The sequence below is a fragment of the Anaerofustis sp. LCP19S3_F7 genome (assembly GCF_052119445.1).
Lineage (GTDB): Bacteria > Bacillota > Clostridia > Eubacteriales > Anaerofustaceae > Anaerofustis > Anaerofustis butyriciformans.
Genome location: NZ_JBQKFF010000002.1, coordinates 70,389 through 89,094 on the forward strand (window position 1 = coordinate 70,389; position 18,706 = coordinate 89,094).

At 29.7% G+C, this 18,706-nt stretch carries 18 protein-coding genes; 13 read left to right on the forward strand and 5 right to left on the reverse strand.

Annotated elements, in window-relative coordinates; all coding sequences use genetic code 11:
- Position 1: 1 nt before the first annotated feature.
- The 9 genes from ACTQYZ_RS03760 to ACTQYZ_RS03800 are packed head-to-tail and all read left to right on the forward strand — an operon-like array spanning position 2 to position 10,511.
- A complete protein-coding gene (locus ACTQYZ_RS03760; protein ID WP_441022806.1) occupies positions 2-1,255 on the forward strand; it encodes a glycosyltransferase family 4 protein in 1,254 nt (417 codons plus the stop codon).
- A gap of 15 nt (positions 1,256-1,270) precedes the next feature.
- A complete protein-coding gene (locus ACTQYZ_RS03765; protein ID WP_329383918.1) occupies positions 1,271-2,584 on the forward strand; it encodes a nucleotide sugar dehydrogenase in 1,314 nt (437 codons plus the stop codon).
- Between the two features lie 14 nt (positions 2,585-2,598).
- Complete coding sequence (locus ACTQYZ_RS03770) at positions 2,599-3,672, forward strand: Gfo/Idh/MocA family protein (RefSeq protein WP_441022808.1); 1,074 nt, start codon at positions 2,599-2,601, stop codon at positions 3,670-3,672.
- On the forward strand, positions 3,672-4,241 hold the full coding sequence (locus ACTQYZ_RS03775; RefSeq protein WP_441022810.1) for an acyltransferase: 570 nt from the start codon (positions 3,672-3,674) through the stop codon (positions 4,239-4,241). The genes ACTQYZ_RS03770 and ACTQYZ_RS03775 overlap by 1 nt, the downstream gene beginning before the upstream one ends.
- The gene (locus tag ACTQYZ_RS03780) at positions 4,234-5,352 is read left to right on the forward strand and encodes a glycosyltransferase (RefSeq protein WP_441022812.1); all 1,119 of its coding nucleotides are present in this window, start codon (positions 4,234-4,236) and stop codon (positions 5,350-5,352) included. The genes ACTQYZ_RS03775 and ACTQYZ_RS03780 overlap by 8 nt, the downstream gene beginning before the upstream one ends.
- Before the next feature lie 11 nt (positions 5,353-5,363).
- Positions 5,364-6,500 (forward strand): DegT/DnrJ/EryC1/StrS family aminotransferase, encoded by a 1,137-nt coding sequence (locus ACTQYZ_RS03785; RefSeq protein WP_441022814.1) that lies wholly within the window; start codon positions 5,364-5,366, stop codon positions 6,498-6,500.
- The gene (locus tag ACTQYZ_RS03790; RefSeq protein ID WP_441416055.1) at positions 6,501-7,640 is read left to right on the forward strand and encodes a glycosyltransferase; all 1,140 of its coding nucleotides are present in this window, start codon (positions 6,501-6,503) and stop codon (positions 7,638-7,640) included.
- A gap of 17 nt (positions 7,641-7,657) precedes the next feature.
- Positions 7,658-9,022 carry an O-antigen ligase family protein gene (locus ACTQYZ_RS03795; RefSeq protein WP_441416056.1) on the forward strand — a complete coding sequence of 455 codons (1,365 nt, stop codon included), beginning with the start codon at positions 7,658-7,660 and terminating at the stop codon, positions 9,020-9,022.
- Positions 9,023-9,056: 34 nt separating this feature from the next.
- A complete protein-coding gene (locus tag ACTQYZ_RS03800; RefSeq protein WP_441416057.1) occupies positions 9,057-10,511 on the forward strand; it encodes a lipopolysaccharide biosynthesis protein in 1,455 nt (484 codons plus the stop codon).
- Positions 10,512-10,520: 9 nt separating this feature from the next.
- On the opposite strand, the gene ACTQYZ_RS03805 is transcribed toward ACTQYZ_RS03800, so the two are convergent.
- From ACTQYZ_RS03805 to ACTQYZ_RS03815, 3 genes are all read right to left on the reverse strand, one after another.
- A complete protein-coding gene (locus tag ACTQYZ_RS03805) occupies positions 10,521-11,225 on the reverse strand; it encodes a ClpP family protease (protein WP_441416113.1) in 705 nt (234 codons plus the stop codon).
- Positions 11,226-11,386: 161 nt separating this feature from the next.
- On the reverse strand, positions 11,387-12,577 hold the full coding sequence (gene dapG / locus ACTQYZ_RS03810) for an aspartate kinase (RefSeq protein WP_441022822.1): 1,191 nt from the start codon (positions 12,575-12,577) through the stop codon (positions 11,387-11,389).
- 19 nt (positions 12,578-12,596) lie between these two features.
- Positions 12,597-12,836 carry a YlmC/YmxH family sporulation protein gene (locus ACTQYZ_RS03815; RefSeq protein ID WP_138268691.1) on the reverse strand — a complete coding sequence of 80 codons (240 nt, stop codon included), beginning with the start codon at positions 12,834-12,836 and terminating at the stop codon, positions 12,597-12,599.
- 154 nt (positions 12,837-12,990) lie between these two features.
- Between ACTQYZ_RS03815 and ACTQYZ_RS03820 the strand changes: the two genes are divergently transcribed.
- Positions 12,991-14,106: a hypothetical protein gene (locus ACTQYZ_RS03820; RefSeq protein ID WP_441416058.1), complete on the forward strand. Its 1,116-nt coding sequence runs from the start codon at positions 12,991-12,993 to the stop codon at positions 14,104-14,106.
- Between the two features lie 24 nt (positions 14,107-14,130).
- Here the strand turns inward: ACTQYZ_RS03820 and dut are convergent, their stop codons facing one another.
- The gene (gene dut / locus ACTQYZ_RS03825; protein WP_207669788.1) at positions 14,131-14,571 is read right to left on the reverse strand and encodes a dUTP diphosphatase; all 441 of its coding nucleotides are present in this window, start codon (positions 14,569-14,571) and stop codon (positions 14,131-14,133) included.
- A gap of 249 nt (positions 14,572-14,820) precedes the next feature.
- On the opposite strand from dut, the gene rpsO reads away from it, so the two are divergent.
- The 3 genes from rpsO to uppP all read left to right on the forward strand — a co-directional run bounded on the left by rpsO (position 14,821) and on the right by uppP (position 18,188).
- On the forward strand, positions 14,821-15,084 hold the full coding sequence (rpsO, locus tag ACTQYZ_RS03830; protein WP_253230045.1) for a 30S ribosomal protein S15: 264 nt from the start codon (positions 14,821-14,823) through the stop codon (positions 15,082-15,084).
- A gap of 62 nt (positions 15,085-15,146) precedes the next feature.
- Positions 15,147-17,285 (forward strand): polyribonucleotide nucleotidyltransferase, encoded by a 2,139-nt coding sequence (locus ACTQYZ_RS03835; protein WP_441022826.1) that lies wholly within the window; start codon positions 15,147-15,149, stop codon positions 17,283-17,285.
- A 66-nt stretch (positions 17,286-17,351) separates the two neighbouring features.
- Positions 17,352-18,188: an undecaprenyl-diphosphatase UppP gene (gene uppP, locus ACTQYZ_RS03840; RefSeq protein ID WP_441022828.1), complete on the forward strand. Its 837-nt coding sequence runs from the start codon at positions 17,352-17,354 to the stop codon at positions 18,186-18,188.
- 25 nt (positions 18,189-18,213) lie between these two features.
- Here the strand turns inward: uppP and ACTQYZ_RS03845 are convergent, their stop codons facing one another.
- Complete coding sequence (locus ACTQYZ_RS03845; protein WP_441022830.1) at positions 18,214-18,705, reverse strand: N-acetyltransferase family protein; 492 nt, start codon at positions 18,703-18,705, stop codon at positions 18,214-18,216.
- Between the last annotated feature and the right edge of the window lies 1 nt (position 18,706).

The window sequence follows — 18,706 nt, forward strand, 5'->3', positions numbered from 1 at the left end:
AATGAAGATTTGGATTTTAAATCATTATGCTACAAATATGTATTTTGACGGACTTGGCAGACATCAAAGTTTTGCAAAATACTTAATAAAAAAAGGACATGAAGTAAAGATATTTTGTGCCAGTACAGTTCATAACAGCGATGAAGTTGTTGATCTTGATGGTAAACAATATATTGAAAAAAAAGGTATGGATAATGTTCCTTACATTTTTGTAGATACATCTATATATAAAGGTAACGGTGTTTCAAGAATAAAAAACATGTACTCTTATTACAAAAATGTAAAAAAAGTTGTAAGTGAATATATAAAAAAAGAAGGAAATCCTGATGTAATATATGCTTCATCTGTTCATCCTCTTGCACTTGTTGCGGGAATTAAATTAAAGAAAAAATTTAATATACCATGTATAAGTGAAATAAGAGATCTTTGGCCCGAAAGTCTTGTAGAATATGGTATAATAAATAGAAATAGTTTTATTGCAAAGGTTCTTTATAAGGGTGAAAAATGGATTTATAAAAAATCCGATGCAGTACTTTTTACAATTCCGGGTGGAGAAAAATATATTATTGACAGAAACTGGATAGCAGATATTCCTCTAAGTAAAATATTTTATATAAATAACGGTGTTGACCTTGAAGAATTTGAATATAATAAACAAACTTATCAGTTAGATGATGAGGATTTAGAAAATGATGAAATATTTAAAATCGTATATGCAGGTTCAATCAGGGATGTAAACAATGTTGATGAAATATTGTCAATGGCAGATATCTATAAAGAAAAGGGAATAAACAATATTAAATTCATAATTTATGGCGACGGTCCAAGGAAAGAACCTCTTGAACAACTAGCTTTAAAATTAAGACTTGATAATGTTGTATTTAAAGGAAGAGTAGAAAAGAAATATATTCCATTTATTCTTTCAAAAAGTAATCTTAATTTAATAAGCGGTATTTCCGGTAATATCGGTGCTTATGGCGTAAGTTGGAATAAACTGTTTGAATACATGGCAAGCGGTAAACCTATATGTGCAAATTATAATCTTGGAGATTTTAATTTAATAGAAGATAATAAAGTAGGAATATGTAAGAAGTATTCTGATTTAAAACAGTACTGTGATGATATAGAAAAAATTGTTTTAGATAAAGAAAATTATAATGAACTTTGTGAAAATGCGAAAAATGCAAGCATTGAGTTTAGCTTTGATAAATTAACCGATAAATTAATTGATGTGATAAATTATATTATTAAGTAAAGTAGGGTGAAACGTATGAAAAATGAACTTTTAAAGAAAATTGAAAACAGAGAAATAGTTGTAGGTGTTGTAGGTCTTGGATATGTAGGTCTTCCTCTTGCAGTTGAAAAGGCAAAAGCAGGATATAAAACAATAGGTTTTGACGTTCAAGCAAGCAAAGTACAAATGGTAAATGAAGCAAAAAACTATATTGGAGATGTTGTTGACAGCGATTTAAAAGAGCTTGTTGAATCTAAGATGTTATCTGCAACAACTGATTTTAGTTTTGTAAAAGATGTTGATTTTATCGCTATTTGTGTTCCAACACCTCTTGATAAACATCAACAGCCTGATATTTCTTATGTAAAGAATTCAAGCATAGAAATAGCAAAATATTTAACAAAAGGTACAATGGTTGTATTGGAATCAACAACTTATCCTGGTACAACAGAAGAGCTTATTAAACCAATTTTGGAAGAAGGTTCTGGACTAAAATGCGGAGAAGATTTTTATTTAGGATTTTCTCCTGAAAGAGTTGACCCAGGTAACTTAATATATAAAACAAAGAATACACCTAAAGTTGTTGGAGCAATAGGTGAAGATGCAACAGAAGTAATTGCAAAAATGTATAGTTCAGTTTTAGAAGGTGATATTTATACAGTTTCATCTCCTGCAGTTGCAGAAATGGAAAAGATTCTTGAAAATACATATAGAAACATTAATATCGGTTTGGTAAACGAACTTGCAATGCTTTGTCATGAAATGGGAATAAGCTTATGGGAAGTAGTTGATGCTGCAAAAACAAAACCATATGGTTTCCAAGCTTTTTATCCAGGTCCAGGTCTTGGTGGACATTGTATTCCTCTTGATCCATATTATTTATCATGGAAAGCAAGAGAATATGGTTTCCATACATCAATGATTGAAAGTTCAATGATGATTAATGATAAAATGCCCGAATACTGTGTAGAAAGAGCAATGAAAATATTAAATAAACATGGAAAAGCTTTAAGCAAATCAAATGTACTTGTTCTTGGGGTTGCTTATAAACAAGACATTGACGATTACAGAGAATCTCCAGCAATAGATGTAATTGAAATACTTGAACAAAACGGTGCTAATACTGAGTTTTATGATCCATATATAAGTGAATACAAACACGAAGGAAAAGTAAAAAAAGGTATTGAAAAAATTGACGGAGAAATTATTTCTTCATATGATTTAATAGTAATAACTGCATCTCATAGCAATGTTGATTATGAAATGGTAAGTAAAAATGCTAAGGCAATTTTTGATACAAAAAATGCCATGAAAGAAATTGAAAACAGAGATAATATTGAAGTTTTATAATTAGGAGAATGAAAATGAAATATGCATTAATTGGTTGTGGAAGAATATCAACAAATCATATAAAAGCAGCCGTAAACAATAAATTGGAAATTGCTGCTGTTTGCGATATTTTAGATGAAAGAATGGAAGAGGTTCTTTCAAAACATGATTTGCAAAATGATAAAAGTATAAAAAGATACAATGATTATAAGGTTATGGTTGAAGAAGTTAAGCCTGAGCTTGTTAGTATTGCAACAGAAAGCGGTTCTCATGCTGAAATAGCTTTATATTTAATAGATAAAGGAATAAACGTAATAATTGAAAAACCTATGGCGATGAGCATTAAAGATGCTGATGAAATAATAAAAAGATCAGAAGAAAAAGGTGTAAAAGTATCTGCTTGTCATCAAAACAGATTTAATATTGCCGTTCAAGAAATGAGAAAGGCCCTTGAAAGCGGAAGATTCGGTAAACTTTCTCATGGTTCAATTCATGTTAGATGGAATAGAAATAAAAATTATTATGAACAAGCACCGTGGAGAGGAACATGGAAAGAAGACGGTGGAGCATTAATGAATCAATGCATTCATGGAATTGATTTACTTAGATGGATGATGGGAGATGAAATCGAAGAAGTTTATGGAGTTACAAAACAACAATTTCATGACTATCTTGAAGCCGAAGATGTTGGAATGGCTGTAGTGAAATTTAAAAACGGTGCAGTTGGAACAATAGAAGGAACAACAAACGTATATCCTAAAAACCTTGAAGAAACTTTATATTTATTCGGAGAAAAAGGAACTGTTAAACTTGGCGGAAAATCTACAAACAATATTGATGTTTGGGATTTTGCAGATGAAACAGATGAAGACAATAAAAATAAAGGTCTTGAAGAGCAAACAAGTAATGTTTACGGAAACGGGCATACATCTCTATTCAGAGATGTTATAGAAGCAATTGAACAAGATAGAAAACCTTATGTTGATGCAGTTGCAGGAAGAAATGCTCTTGAACTTGTTTTAAGTATATATAAATCACAAAAAGAAGGTAAAGCCGTAAAACTTCCTTTAGATGATTTTGCAAGTACTGATATGAAAGGTGAATTTTAATGAGTGAATATTTCGTTCATGAATCCAGCTATATAGATGAAGATGTCATAATTGGTAAAAATACCAAGATATGGCATTTTTGCCATATTCAAAAGGGTGCAAGAATAGGTGAAAACTGTTCTTTCGGTCAAAATGTTAATGTATCAAATAACGTAAAAATAGGTAATGGTTGTAAAGTTCAAAACAATGTATCAATATACGAAGGTGTAGAACTTAAAGATTATGTTTTTTGCGGCCCTTCAATGGTTTTTACAAATGATTTAACACCAAGAGCAAAATATCCAAAAGGACCGAGCGGTTATAAAAAAACATTACTTGATACAGGCTGTAGTATAGGTGCAAATGCGACAATCGTTTGTGGAAATAAAATCGGTAAATGGGCAATGATTGCATCCGGTGCTGTTGTAACAAAAGATGTGCCAGACCATGCTCTTTATGCAGGTGTTCCTGCAAGACAAATTGGATATGTATGTGAATGTGGAAATGTGCTAAATGAAGATTTGACATGCAGTTGTGGAAGAGAGTATAAAAAAGAAAGTAATGGTCTTGTAAGGAGTAATGATGATTAAGGTTTGTCATATGACCAGCGCACATAAACCTACTGATATTAGAATTTTTGAAAAAGAATGTGTTTCTTTGGCAAAAAAAGAAGAATACGATGTGTATCTGGTTGCAAAAGGTGAAAGTTATCAAAGTAAAAATGTAAATATTGTAGGAATAGGTGAAATAAATAGAGGCAGAATATCAAGAATGCTTTTTACAGCTAAGGATATTTATAAAAAAGCTCTTGAAGTAGATGCTGATATATATCATTTTCATGATCCTGAGCTTCTTCCTTACGGTTTAAAATTAAAGAAAAAAGGTAAGAAGGTAATTTTTGACAGTCATGAAAATTACAGTGAACAAATAAAGGAAAAGTATTATATTCCAAAGATTTTAAGAGGATTTATTTCAAAAGTATTTAAAAGTTATGAAAGTAAAGTAACGAAAAAAATAGATGCTGTTATCTTTCCTTGTCCAATGTTTGGAAAGCATCCTTTTGAAGGAAGAAGTAAAAGGTGTGTTTATATAAATAATACTCCTATACTTGAAGAATTATATGATAAATACAATGAAAAAGATAAAGATTATTCTAAACCTGTTGTATGTTATGCCGGAGGGCTTAATGTAAACAGAGGAATAACAAAATTAATAGAAGGTAGCTATAAAGCCGGTGCTAAATTAATTCTTGGAGGAAATTTTGTTCCTGCTTCATATGGTGAAGAATTAAAGCAAAAGGAAGAATATAAATGTGTAGACTTTAGAGGATATTTAAATAGAGATGAAGTATTGAATATGTATGAAGAATCTACAATTGGCGCAAATGTTCTTTTAAATATTGGGCAGTATTCTGTTCTTTCAAATTTATCTACCAAGATATATGAATTTATGTCTATGGGGCTTCCTGTTATAAGTAATGATTATCCATACGCAAGAGAAGTAATGGAAGAATATAAATTTGGTTTAGTTGTTGATTCAAGTAACAGTGAGGAAATCGCAAATGCAATAAAGTATTTAAGTGAGAATCCTGATATTTCAAAACAAATGGGTGAGAACGGAAGAAAAGCAATTAAAGAACATTTTAATTGGAGTGTAGATGAAAAAGTTTTATATAATTTATATTTAGATATATTGAAATAGTGAGGATAGATATGGAATTTAGAGATTTAAAAACCCAGTACAAAGTATTAAAAGATGATATAGACAAAGCATGTGAAGAAGTAATGTTAAACTGCAATTTTATAAGTGGAAAACAAGTTGAAGAACTTGAAAAAGAACTTGCAGAATATGTAGGTGTTAAACATTGTGTAACTTGTGCAAATGGTACAGATGCTCTTTCTCTTGCTTTAATGTCTTGGAATATTGGTAAGGGAGATGCTGTTTTTGTTCCTGATTTTACTTTCTTTGCTTCAGGTGAAGTCGTATCACATATAGGTGCTACTCCTATATTTGTAGATGTAGATAAAGACAGCTTTAATATTTGTCCTAAAAAACTTGAGAAAGCTATTTTAAAAATTAAGGAAGAGGGAAAACTAACTCCTAAAGTTATTGTTGCGGTTGATTTATTTGGACTTCCTGCAGATTATAAAGAAATAAGAAAAATAGCTGATAAATACGGTTTATTTATCCTTGAAGATGGAGCACAAGGCTTTGGTGGTGAACAAGATGGTAAAAAAGCATGCAGTTTTGGAGATATAAGTACAACTTCTTTCTTCCCTGCAAAACCTCTTGGTTGTTATGGAGATGGCGGAGCTGTATTTACTAACGATGATAATATTTGTGAACTTTTAAAATCTTACAGAGTACATGGAAAAGGTTCTATGAAATACGATAACGTAAGAATTGGTGTTAATTCAAGATTAGATACAATCCAGGCCGCAATTTTAAAAATAAAACTTAGAGCATTTAAAGATTATGAATTAAAAGATGTTAATGATGCCTCAAAAAAATATACAAAAGCATTAAAAGATATTGTTAAAACTCCTGTAATAAAAGATGGGTTTTATTCAAGTTATGCTCAATATACTCTTACTTTGGAAAGTAGAGAAATAAGAGAAGGTCTTCAAGCTTTCTTAAAAGACAATGGTATTCCTACGATGATATATTATCCAAAACCAATGCATGAACAAAAAGCATTTGATTATTTAGATTATAAAGGTGAAGATTTTGAAAACACAAATATGCTTTGCGATCGTGTTTTATCAATTCCAATGCATCCTTATTTAAAAGATGAAGATATTGATTTTGTTGCAGATAAAATCAAAGAATTTTTCAGTGGCAGGAAATAAATGAAAATTTTATTAGTAGGAAATGCAAATTCTTTTTGGATTAAAGAATATGTGCAATATGTACTTTTAAATGAGGAAAATGATATTTTCATCGTATCAAAACCAGTGACAAATAAGGAATTTAAGTATTTTTATTCAAATAGTTCTGTTCAAATTTTAAATACTGATAAAGGAACCTTTTTAATTGACTTTATCCCCAAAATCAGAACTCTTGTTAATATGAGAAAAAAAGTAAAAAAAGAGTTTAAAAGAGGAATGTTTGATGTTATTCATATTCATTCTGTACCAAGTAATTTTATGATTAAATTCTTAAGTAAGAAAATAATAAAATATGGTAAGAACTTAATATGTACATACTGGGGATCTGATTTATTATCAAAAAGCAAGGAACAGTTAGAAAATGCCATACCTTGTCTTGAAAAAGCTAAGTACATATCTTATTCTTCTGATAGAATGGATAAATATTTCCATGACGTATTTGGTGATATTTATAACAGTAAAATTCAACGTGCTAAATTTGGTATATCAATTTATGATGTTATAAATCAAGTTAAGAAGGAAAAAACGAAAGAAGAATGTAAAGAATTTTTTGGAATAAATAAAGATAAGATAAGTGTTGCAATAGGATATAATGGAAATAAAAGACAGCATCATATAGATGTTATAAAAGAGATTGGTAAATTAAATAAAGAAATATTAGATAAAATAAGTTTGGTAGTTCAATTAAGCTATGGGCTTTCAAGTGAGGAATATCGACAAGAAATTTTAGATGAATTAAATAAAATAGATGTTGAATTTGTTGTAATAGATGATTTCTTAGATAAATTAAAATCAGCAATGTTGAGGCTTGCTACTGATATTTTTGTTCATGCACAGGAAAGTGATGCATTTTCTGCATCAATACAAGAATGTGTATATGGAGGAAGTATTCTTATAAATCCATCTTGGATAATGTATAAAGAATTTGATAATGTTGGAATAGATTATTTAACATATAACTCTTATGAACAGATAGGGGAATATATAAATAATATTATTGATAAAAAAGTAGATATAAATAATGCCGATAAAGTTCATCTTTTATATGATAAATATTCATGGCAAGCAGTAAAAGAAGATTGGTTAAAATTATATAGTTAATATGTTGGAGAAAAATGATGAGTAACCTTTTAATTAACGTTATTAATAAAATAAGTAATTGGAATCAAAGAGTATCAAATGAGAATAAAGCTAAAATACTTATTTTTAGCTTTTTCTTATTATTTGTCAATATGATGCTTTCTACATCGGGAGTATATAAAGGCAGTACATCAATAGCAGCATTTATAGGGGTACTTATTACGTTTGTAATAATATGTTTAAGTACACCAAAAATAGATAAAATTGAATTTAATAAAACAGTAATGATTTTATACTATATTGTTGGTATTTGTTTTCTAATGTCTGCAATTTTACATAAAGTTGTTGCTTTTATTTTGCTTGCATTGATACTTTTGTTTTTATTTCCTATTTTTTATATAATTTTTAACGCAAAAAAAGATTATAATGAATTTTTAGTTTTGTTTTCTAAAGGAGCAAAGTACAGCTATATTTTAATGATAATTATTTCTATTATCATTTCACCATTGTCAGATGGACAATATGCATCTTTTTTAGCTAATCCAAATGGACTAGGTGCTTTTGTTTCTGTGATGTTTGCGTCTTTGCTTTATTTATATGAAATACAAGAAGATAAAAAAGATAAAATAATCAATATGATTTTAATAGGAAGTATATTTGCATTTGCTATATTTACTAAATCCAGAACAACATATCTATGTTTGGGATTTTCTTTTATGGTATATTTAATTTATTTGTTTATAAATAAAAGATATACACTTAAAAATATAATAATGAGAATATTAAAGATTATCGTTTCTGCTGTTTTAGGTACAGTAATAATGTTTGTTTGCTTTACATATGTAAATGGATTTATTTTAAAAACGGAAGAAAATATCTTTGGTTCATCTTTTAAAGTTGTGTTTGATCCTCAAAGTAGTTATAACGAAATTACAAGTTTAAATAATCAGCTTGTTGGAGCTGCTGAGAGAGGTAAAAAGGGAATAGGGAACAGTGATTCACTATCTTCCGGAAGAGCTGAAATATGGAAAACATATTTAAATGACCTAAATATTACAGGTCATAATGCAGATAAACTTAAGGTATTATATCAAGGTGGATATATAGAAGCAAATGCACATAATACATATTTACAAATTGCCCATAGCGGGGGTATAATAGTAGGAATAAGTTTTATTATCTTAAATATAATGTTTGCATATTATCTATTTAGAATTCTTTTTAAGGGGATAAAAGAAAGATATTTAGATGAAAAATATTTATTTTTAGGTGGTATGTTAATAAGCTGTGAGATAACAATGGTTTTATCTTCTGTATATTATCCTTATATAAGTTCAGTTTCATTATTTTATTATTTTATAATAGGGTACTTATTTAATAAAAAGAAATATTTAGATATTTAGTTAAAACAATGTATAAAGTAAATTGGGGAGTAATATGAGTCAAAAAATATCTTCAGGGAATGTTGTGATAAATTTAATATGGAAATTTATGGAGCGTATCAGTGTACAAGCCATTAATTTAATTATTCAAATTCTTCTCGCAAGAAAACTTTTTCCGGAAGATTTTGCTGCAGTGGCTATTATTACGGTATTTATAAACATTGCTACAATATTTGTTCAAAGCGGTTTTGGAACGGCTTTAATTCAAAAAGCGGAAATAGATGAAGTTGATAGTTCTTCTATATTTTATTTCAGTATCACTGCTTCAATAGTTTTATATGTAGTTTTGTGTTTTATTTCTCCTCTTGTTGCTGCTTACTATAATATTGATGTACTTAGTAAACTTCTTAGAGCGGAAGGAATAATACTTGTATTTGGAGCCTTTAATACGGTTCAGCAAGCAATTATGGCAAGAAACCTTGAGTTTAGAAAAAACTTCAGGGCAAGTTTGCTTGGATGTATTTCTGCCGGGATTTCAGGTGTAGCTCTTGCATATGCGGGAGCAGGAATATGGGCTCTTGCAATATCAACAATAGTTAATAATTTTGTTTTAACTGTTGTATTATGGTTTAGTGTAAAATGGAGACCAAAACTTGTTTTTTCTGCGAAAAGGGTAAAGACTTTATTTTCATTTAGTTGGAAACTTGTTTGTTCTTCACTTGTAAGTACAGTTTATACAAATATTAGAACTTTAATTATAGGTAAGGCTTTTAATTCAAAAACTCTTGGATATTATAATAGAGGGGATATGCTTGGTTCAAGTTTAATGAACGGTCTTACAGGTGCAATTTCATCAGTAATGTTGCCTGTTCTTTCAACAAAGCAGGATAGGGTAGATGAACTTAAGAAAATGCTTAGAAGAACAATGTCTATAAACTGTTTTGTTATTTTTCCTGTTATGTTTGGTCTTGTTGCCGTTGCTAAACCTTTAATAGTAATTTTATTTACGGAAAAATGGCTTCCTGCTGTTCCTTTCATGAGGCTAGTTTGTATAGCCTATGCTTTTTATCCTATGCATTCTGCAAATTTACAAGCTATTAATGCAATAGGAAGAAGTGATGTTTCTTTAAAGCTTGAAGTTATAAAGAGAAGTATGGGCTTATGCTTAATAGGACTTAGTTTCCCATTTGGTGTGTATGCAATTGTTGGAAGTGAAATCGTATTTTCATTGCTTGCAACAGTTGTAAATGGATTCCCAAATAAAAAGCTTATTAATTATTCAATAAAAGAACAATGGCGAGATATTTTCCCATATTTATTGGTGTCAATATTAATGTGCGTTATTGTATATGGTATAAGTCTTGTTTTAAGCGTAAATAATATCATTTTGTTATTAATTCAAATATTATTAGGTGTATGTATTTATGTTTTAGGATGTCATGTATTAAAACTTGAAGCATACGTATATATGGTTGGTAAAATAAAGGGATCTATTAATAAAAGAAAATAAAGCAAGGATTTATTTTTCCTTGCTTTTTTTATTTTTTCCCGTATGCTCATATTCTTTGATTAATTCAAGCAGTTTATTTCTTGCATCTTTAAGAGAGCCTACTTCATCTATAAGTCCTATTTTAACGGCATCGTCACCTACCAAAACAGAGCCCATATCGTTTACCAGTTCATCTGTATTTAACATTATTTTTGTAAAAACATCTTTATCTACATTCGAATGTTCAATTACAAAATCTGTTATTCTTTCCTGCGTTTTTTGGAAATATAAAAAACTTTGTAAAACTCCTATTACAAGTCCTGTAGTTCTGATAGGGTGTATCATCATGGTTGCCGAAGGAGTAATAAAAGAATAGTTGCCGCTTACGGCTAATGGAACACCAATACTGTGACTTCCTCCAAGCACTAATGTCACACATGGTTTGCTCATTCCAGAAATTAATTCTGAAATTGCAAGCCCCGCTTCCACATCTCCTCCCATAGTATTTAAAATAAGAAGAACACCTTTTATTTCGTCTTTTTCTTCAACGTCCATAATCATTGGAATAATATGTTCGTATTTTGTTGATTTTTTAGGAGAAGAAGCTTCAACATGTCCTTCTATTTCTCCAATTATTGTTATTGTTTGTATTCCGCTTGAATAAAAGTCATTTGTTTGTCCAAGCTCTTTTAACTTGTTTATGGTTTCCTCATCAAAATTTTCTTCATGAGACATATCAAATTCTATTTCATTATTTATTTTTTTCATTTTCTATCCTTTCAAAAATAATAATATAAGAAGGAGTTTTGCTCTATTTTATTTTTGTCTGTTAATGAAAAAAATATGTGTTTTATTTTGTATAAAATAAAAAAAGAACGGTTAACCGTTCTTTTTTACTATTTAATAAGATTTGTATGTAATACGTTAACCGCATCTTTTGCTTGTTTTGTATCAACAAGTACTGATACTGTTGTACTTGAGTCAGAAGATTGATGAACAAAGATATTGTTTGAATATAAAGCTGCAATTATTTTTGCAACAACTCCAGGAACACCTTTCATTCTTCCCATAATTGTTATTTTTGTAAATCCTTCTGTGATTGTATATTCAAGACCTAATTTGCTCATTACTCTATCAACAATATGTTGTTTTTCTGTATCAATGATAAATGTTTTTCTGTCAGGGAAAATGTTTATCATGTCAATAGAAACTTCTTGTTCTGCAAGAACATCGAATAGTTTGTCTTCTTTCTTAATATCTGTAAACTTAATATCAACTTGGCTGCATCCGTCAATTTGAGTAACAGCAGAGAAATGTTTGTCGCTGAAAATATCTTGAGGAGTATCTTCGATTCTTGTTCCTCCGTAATATCTTCCTTTTTGTGTATTTAAAATTGCAATAGGAACATCTGCTTTCATTGCATATTCTACTGCTCTTGGGTGAATAACCTTTGCACCATATTCTGCAAGTTGGAATACTTCATCGTAGTCTACTGTTTCAATTAATTCTGCATTTTCAACAACTCTTGGGTCTGCTGTCATTACACCGTCAACATCTGTATAAATTTCAACAAGTTCAGCATTTAAAGCTGCACCAAGCGCTGTTGCTGTAATATCACTTCCGCCTCTTCCAAGAGTTAGGATTTGTCCGTTTTTGCTCATTCCTTGGAATCCTGCAACAACAGGAACGATATCTTGATTTAGAAGTTCTAATAATCTGCTTGTATCTATTTTTACTATTTTTCCATCACCATAATTTTCGTTTGTAACAATACCAGCTTGTCCACCTGTAAGAGCTCTTGCGTTTATTCCTTTTGCTCTTATTTCTTCACTTACAACAACTGTTGTAATAATTTCACCGCAGCTTGCAAGTAAATCTTTGTTTCTTAAGTTAGCATTTTTTGTATCGGGAAGTAAACTTAAAAGAGAATCTGTGGCGTATGGTTCAGGTTTTCTTCCCATAGCCGAAACTACAATAATAGGTTTAAGTCCATCATCGATTGCATCGATCATGTTTTTTATAATCATACTTCTTGATTTTGCTGTATTTACACTTGTTCCACCATATTTTTGCACAATAATTTTCATGTTTTAAACCTCTGTATACTTAATTTTTTATATCTACCATTATTGTATCCATTCCAATTTTTACAATGTTTTCCCAAGCTATTGCACGGTATTGTACTTCACCTGAAAAGAAGGTTCTGACCTTTCCTTGTGGAATTAATACTGCTTCTATTTTACCTTCTTTTTCATTAATTTTCAAGTCGCAATTGCCTAAAACCCCCATTTTTTCACCGTTATTTATATTTACAATTATTCTATCTTTTAAATCAGACAAATTCATATGTTTCACCTCTTTTAAGTATATGAAAATATCTATGGAATATTAATGAAAGTTTATGTAAATATATAGTTTTATGTATATTTTACTTTCTTGAAATTGTTTGCATTTATATATATAATTAAATTATGATAAAGTATGAAAGGATGTGAGGGGAATGTTAGATGAAGAACAAAAAAAATTGGTAAAAAAATACTGCCTTTATCCAAGTCTTTCATTAACATTTTTAATTGTTTGTTTAACAATTGGAATTCTTTGGTTAATTTTAAACATGCTTGGAGATTTGGTTTTTAATTCTACTACAGTTTATACTATAGGTATTTGGGTGTATATTGGTATTGTATTGGTTTATTTGATACTTTTTATTTATTGTTTTTTATGCACAAAGCTTGGGATGAGAAAAGAAAAGTGGACTAAAATTGTAGAGTATGCAGATGTTAGATTATCAAATAAAGATTATTCAAAAGGTATAAGCGCTCTTTTAGGTGCAAGAGGAGTTTCAACTTTACTTGATATGTCTGATAATCAGAGTTTAAAAAATGCTTCTGATGCTTTAGATGTTGCTTCTGCCATAGGTAGTGTTGCAATGGTTGCTTCAATGACAAATGAATTAAGTTCTAATGCAAAAACAGTCGCAAGAGTTTTTGATGTTGAAATTCCTAAAGCAAGAAAATACGTTTTATCAATAATATTTATTCCGATTATTTTGTTGATAGCTACATATATTCCTCATTTTATTTTTTGCGCAAATAATGCAAATAATCAAGCTCTGATTGCATCAAAATCTGTATATGCATTACAACGTTCATTTGAAACAGATTGCGTGAATGTAAGAATTGATGATCCGTTTGAAAAATATAATTCTCATGGATATGATGTTGCGGGATATTTATATGATTATGATGAAGAGTATAATTCAAATATAAATGTAAGTGTAAATAATGAAGGATTAATAGAAGAGATAACTTACAGTATTGATATTGATATAAATAAAAGCAAAGAAGAAAATTTAGAAAAAGCTAAATTAGATATTTTAAAATTAAATGTAATGTTAAATGATGCAAATGTAAAAGCATTGTCTAATGAACTTCTTGAAGAGTATGAACTACCTAAAGAATTTTGTGATAAATTTATGGAAGGTTCGTATTACGAAAAAATAAATTATAGCGTTAATGAAAATGTTGATATAAATTACTTTACAGAAACTAAGGAAGATTATGATGAGTATAGTTCATCTTATATTTATTTCACAATAGAAGCAGCTGAAAAATAAAAAGAAAGCAATATGCTTTCTTTTTTATATTCCGCTGTGGCCGAATCCTCCAGCCCCTCTTTTTGTATCGTCAAGTTTTTCTACCTCAACAAATTCTGCAATTTCATGTTTTGCAATGATCATTTGAGCTATTTTCATTCCCGGAGTTATTGTAAATGGTTCGTTTTTTAATGTTGTAAGTATTATTCCTATTTCTCCTCTGTAATCAGAATCAATAGTACCTATTCCGTTTACTAAAGTTACACCATGTTTTAAACTAAGTCCGCTTCTTGCTCTTATTTGTGCCTCGTATCCCAAAGGAAGTTTTATAAATATTCCTGTAGGTATAAGTTTAATTTCCCCCATGTTTACCGTAATATCTTCATCAATATTTGCATATAAGTCTACTCCTGCGCTTCCACTTGTTGCATATTCCGGTAGGGGATATTTTGATTTATTTATTATTTCTATTTTAATTTTATCCATTTTTTTCTCCAAAAATTTATATAAATTATAGTTTTTGTTAAGTATATCATATATAATATTTAATGCCTAATTTTTTATAAAAAAACTTGATGAAAATTGTTTTATTAATGCATTTAAAATGCTTTACAATGATTTTCATTTATGATATAATTTTTAAGCTATGTACCTTAGGCTTAGTTTATGGAATCTCCGACTTTAAGCTAGGTTATAGGCGAATAAAATTAATATAAAGGAGACAGATAAATGTCAATAACAAAAGAAAAAAAACAAGAAGTAATAAGCAAATTTCAAAAACATGATAAGGATACAGGTTCTCCTGAAATCCAAATCGCTATTTTAACAAGCAGAATCAATACTTTAAATGAACATTTCAAAAAGAATCCTAAAGATCATCATTCAAGAAGAGGTCTTCTTATGATGGTAGGTAAAAGAAGAAGACTTTTAGATTATGTTGCTAAAAAAGATATTGAAAAATACAGAGAATTAGTTAAAGAACTTAACTTAAGAAAATAATTTAGCATTAAAAAGGCGGATTTTTTCGCCTTTTTTTATGATATGTGGAGGAAAGATTTTAAATGAAGAAAGTGTTTACAACTGATTTCCTTGGCAGAGAATTAAGCGTTGAAGTTGGCGAACTTGCCCAAATGGCAAATGGCAGTGTATTTATTTCTTATGGAGATACACAAGTACTTGTAAATGCATGTATGGCTAAGGAAGCAAAAGAGGGAATAGACTTTTTCCCATTAAGTGTATATTATGAAGAAAAAATGTATTCTGTAGGTAAAATTCCTGGTGGATTCTTAAAAAGAGAAGGTAAAGCCAGCGAAAAAGCAACTCTTACTTGCAGACTTATCGATAGACCTCTTAGACCATTATTTGACAAAGGATTTAGAAACGAAGTTCAAGTAGTTGCAACAGTTATGGGTGTTGAACAAGATAATTCACCTGAAATAACAAGTATTCTTGGTGCATCTCTTGCTCTTGGAATTTCTGATATTCCTTTTGACGGTCCTGTAGGGGCTGTTCAAGTTGGTTTAATAGATGATGAACTTGTTTATAATCCAACAAGTGAACAAAGAGCAAAAAGCGATTTAAACTTAACTGTAGCAGGCACAAGCGAAGCTGTTTTAATGGTTGAAGCTGGTGCAAACGAAGTAAGCGAAGAAACTATGATTGATGCAATAATGGGAGCTCATGAACATATTAAAGAAATTATTAAGTTCCAAGAAGAAATCATCAAAGAAGTAGGAAAAGAAAAGGCTGATCTTCCTTACTACAGACCAAGTGAAGAAATTAAAGAAAAAATTTATGAAGAAGCTAAAAAAGGATTTAGAGAAGCTTATAATATTCATGAAAAACAAGCAAGAGAAGACAGAGTTGAAGAAGTAAAAGCAGAAATCCTTGATAAATATTTAGAAAAGTATCCTGATAATGAGCTTGACTTTAATGAAATCTTTACTAAGATTTTAAAACAAATAGTAAGGGATATGATTACTAACGAAGGAATCAGACCTGACGGTAGAAAGGTTGATGAAATAAGACCAATTACTTGTGAAGTAGGAAAAGTAAGAAGAGCTCATGGCTCAGGGCTTTTCACAAGAGGACAAACTCAAGTTATGTCTATGGCTACTCTTGGTGCTATCAGTGATGAACAAATTATTGACGGTATCGGAGAAGAAACAAGTAAGAAATATATGCACCACTATAATTTCCCATCATATTCAGTTGGGGAAACAGGTCCAATGAGAGGTCCTGGAAGAAGAGAAATTGGACATGGTGCTTTAGCTGAAAGAGCATTACTTCCTGTAATTCCTTCACAAGATAAATTTCCATATACAATAAGAGTTGTATCTGAAGTTCTTGCTTCAAACGGTTCAACATCACAAGCAAGTGTTTGTGGTTCTACTCTTTCATTAATGGATGCAGGTGTTCCAATTAAAGCTCCTGTTGCCGGAATTGCTATGGGACTTATAAAAGAAGAAAGTAAAGTATCTGTTCTTTCTGATATTCAAGGTGTAGAAGACTTCTACGGAGACATGGACTTTAAAGTTGCCGGTACAAGAAAAGGTATCACAGCTATTCAAATGGATATCAAAATCAAAGGTATTGATAAAGCTATTTTAACTGAAGCTTTAGCAAGAGCTAAAAAAGGTAGATATCACATATTAGATAAAATGAGTACTGCTATTGAAACTCCAAGAGAAGAAGTAAGCAAATATGCTCCTAAGATTTTAACACTTAAAATAGACGAAGATAAAATTAAAGATGTAATTGGACCAAGCGGTAAAATGATTAACAAGATCATAGATGCAACTGGTGTTAAAATTGATATTCTTGAAGATGGACAAACTTATGTAGGTGCTGTTGAATTAGATGCAGCTAAAAAAGCTGTTCAAATGATTGAAGACATTACAAGAGAAGTTCAAGAAGGCGATACTTATGTAGGTAAAGTAGTAAGAATTATGGACTTTGGTGCTTTTGTTGAAATTCCTGGTGGAAAAGAAGGACTTGTTCATATTTCAAAATTAGCTCATGAAAGAGTTAATAAAGTAACAGATATTCTTAATGTAGGTGATGAAGTTAATGTTAAGGTTATCGAAATAGATAAACAAGGAAGAATCAATTTATCAAGAAAAGCATTACTTCCAAAACCTAAAAAAGAAGAAAAAAAGATTGACGAAAATAAAAACGAAGATAAAAAAACAGAAGAATAAAAATTTAAAAGCGGGGTGTTAACTTCGCTTTTAAAGCATATAAATAGATATATAACGGAGGATATTATGACTACAATTCAAGCCATAATTTTAGGTATAGTTCAAGGGCTTACAGAGTTTTTACCTGTAAGTAGTTCCGGACATTTGGTAATTTTACAAAATTTTATGGGAATAGGGGAAGGTAGTTTAGAATTTACTATTGTACTTCATTTAGGGACTTTGCTTGCTGTTGTTATAGCATATTATGGATCAATATGGAATATGTTTAAAGAATTCTTCTTAATGCTTGCAGATATTATTACATTGAAAGGTCCAATGCTTGATAAAAGTAAATACAGAAGATACATAGTATATATTTTATGTGCATCAGTTCCTGCTGGTATAGTAGGTGTGTTATTTGAAGATTTTATAAGTGAAAAATTTGGTTCACTTGTTATTGTTGGAATAACTCTTATGATTACAGGTGTTTTACTTGTTCTTGGAGATGCTCTTGGAAAGAATAATAGCAAACATATAGAGGCGTTAGGTCCAAAGAAATCTTTTATAATTGGTATATTCCAAATGTTTGCAATTACTCCTGGTATTTCAAGATCTGGTTCTACTATTGTAGGAGGACTTCTTTCAGGTCTTAAAAAAGAAGAAGCTGTTGAGTTTTCTTTCTTAATGTCTATACCTGCCGTACTTGGATCTTTACTTTTAAAAATTAAAGATATTTTAGCAATAGGAGCTTCAACTTCTTTTGTTCCACTTATAGTAGGTTTCTTATGTGCGGCTGTTATTGGTTATTTTTCTATTGTTTTACTTAACAGCATTGTTAAGAAAGGAAAACTTTATTATTTCTCAATTTATTGTTGGATAGTGGGTTTAGCACTTATTATTTATAATATTTTAATTAGATTATAAAAAAGACACCATTTGGTGTCTTTTTTTATAGTTCGTATATATAAGAAATAATATCTTCATAAGAATTGTCTTTTTTTAAATATCCATTTGGGATTGTACCTAGTTTCTTAAATCCAAGTTCTTCATATAAATGAATGGCTGCTTTGTTTGATTTTACAACGGCGTTAAATTGAAGTATTTTAAAATTAAGTTCTTTTGCTTTTAAAAGAGAATGTTCTACAAGTTTTTTTCCTATATGTTTTCCTCTCATATTTTTATCTACTGCATAGCTTGCATTTGCAATATGGGCACATCTTCCTATATTATTTGGGTGTAATATATAAAGCCCAACAATGCTATCATTAATAGTTATAACAGCAGTAAAACTATGACTTTTAAAAAATTCAAATCCGTCTTCTTCATTTAAACAATCAATTTGAGGAAAAGCATTGGCTTGTGATACAATTTCATTCCAAATGTCAATCATATCTTCTATATCATCTTTTTTAAATTCTCTGATTATTATTTCTTCTTCCATT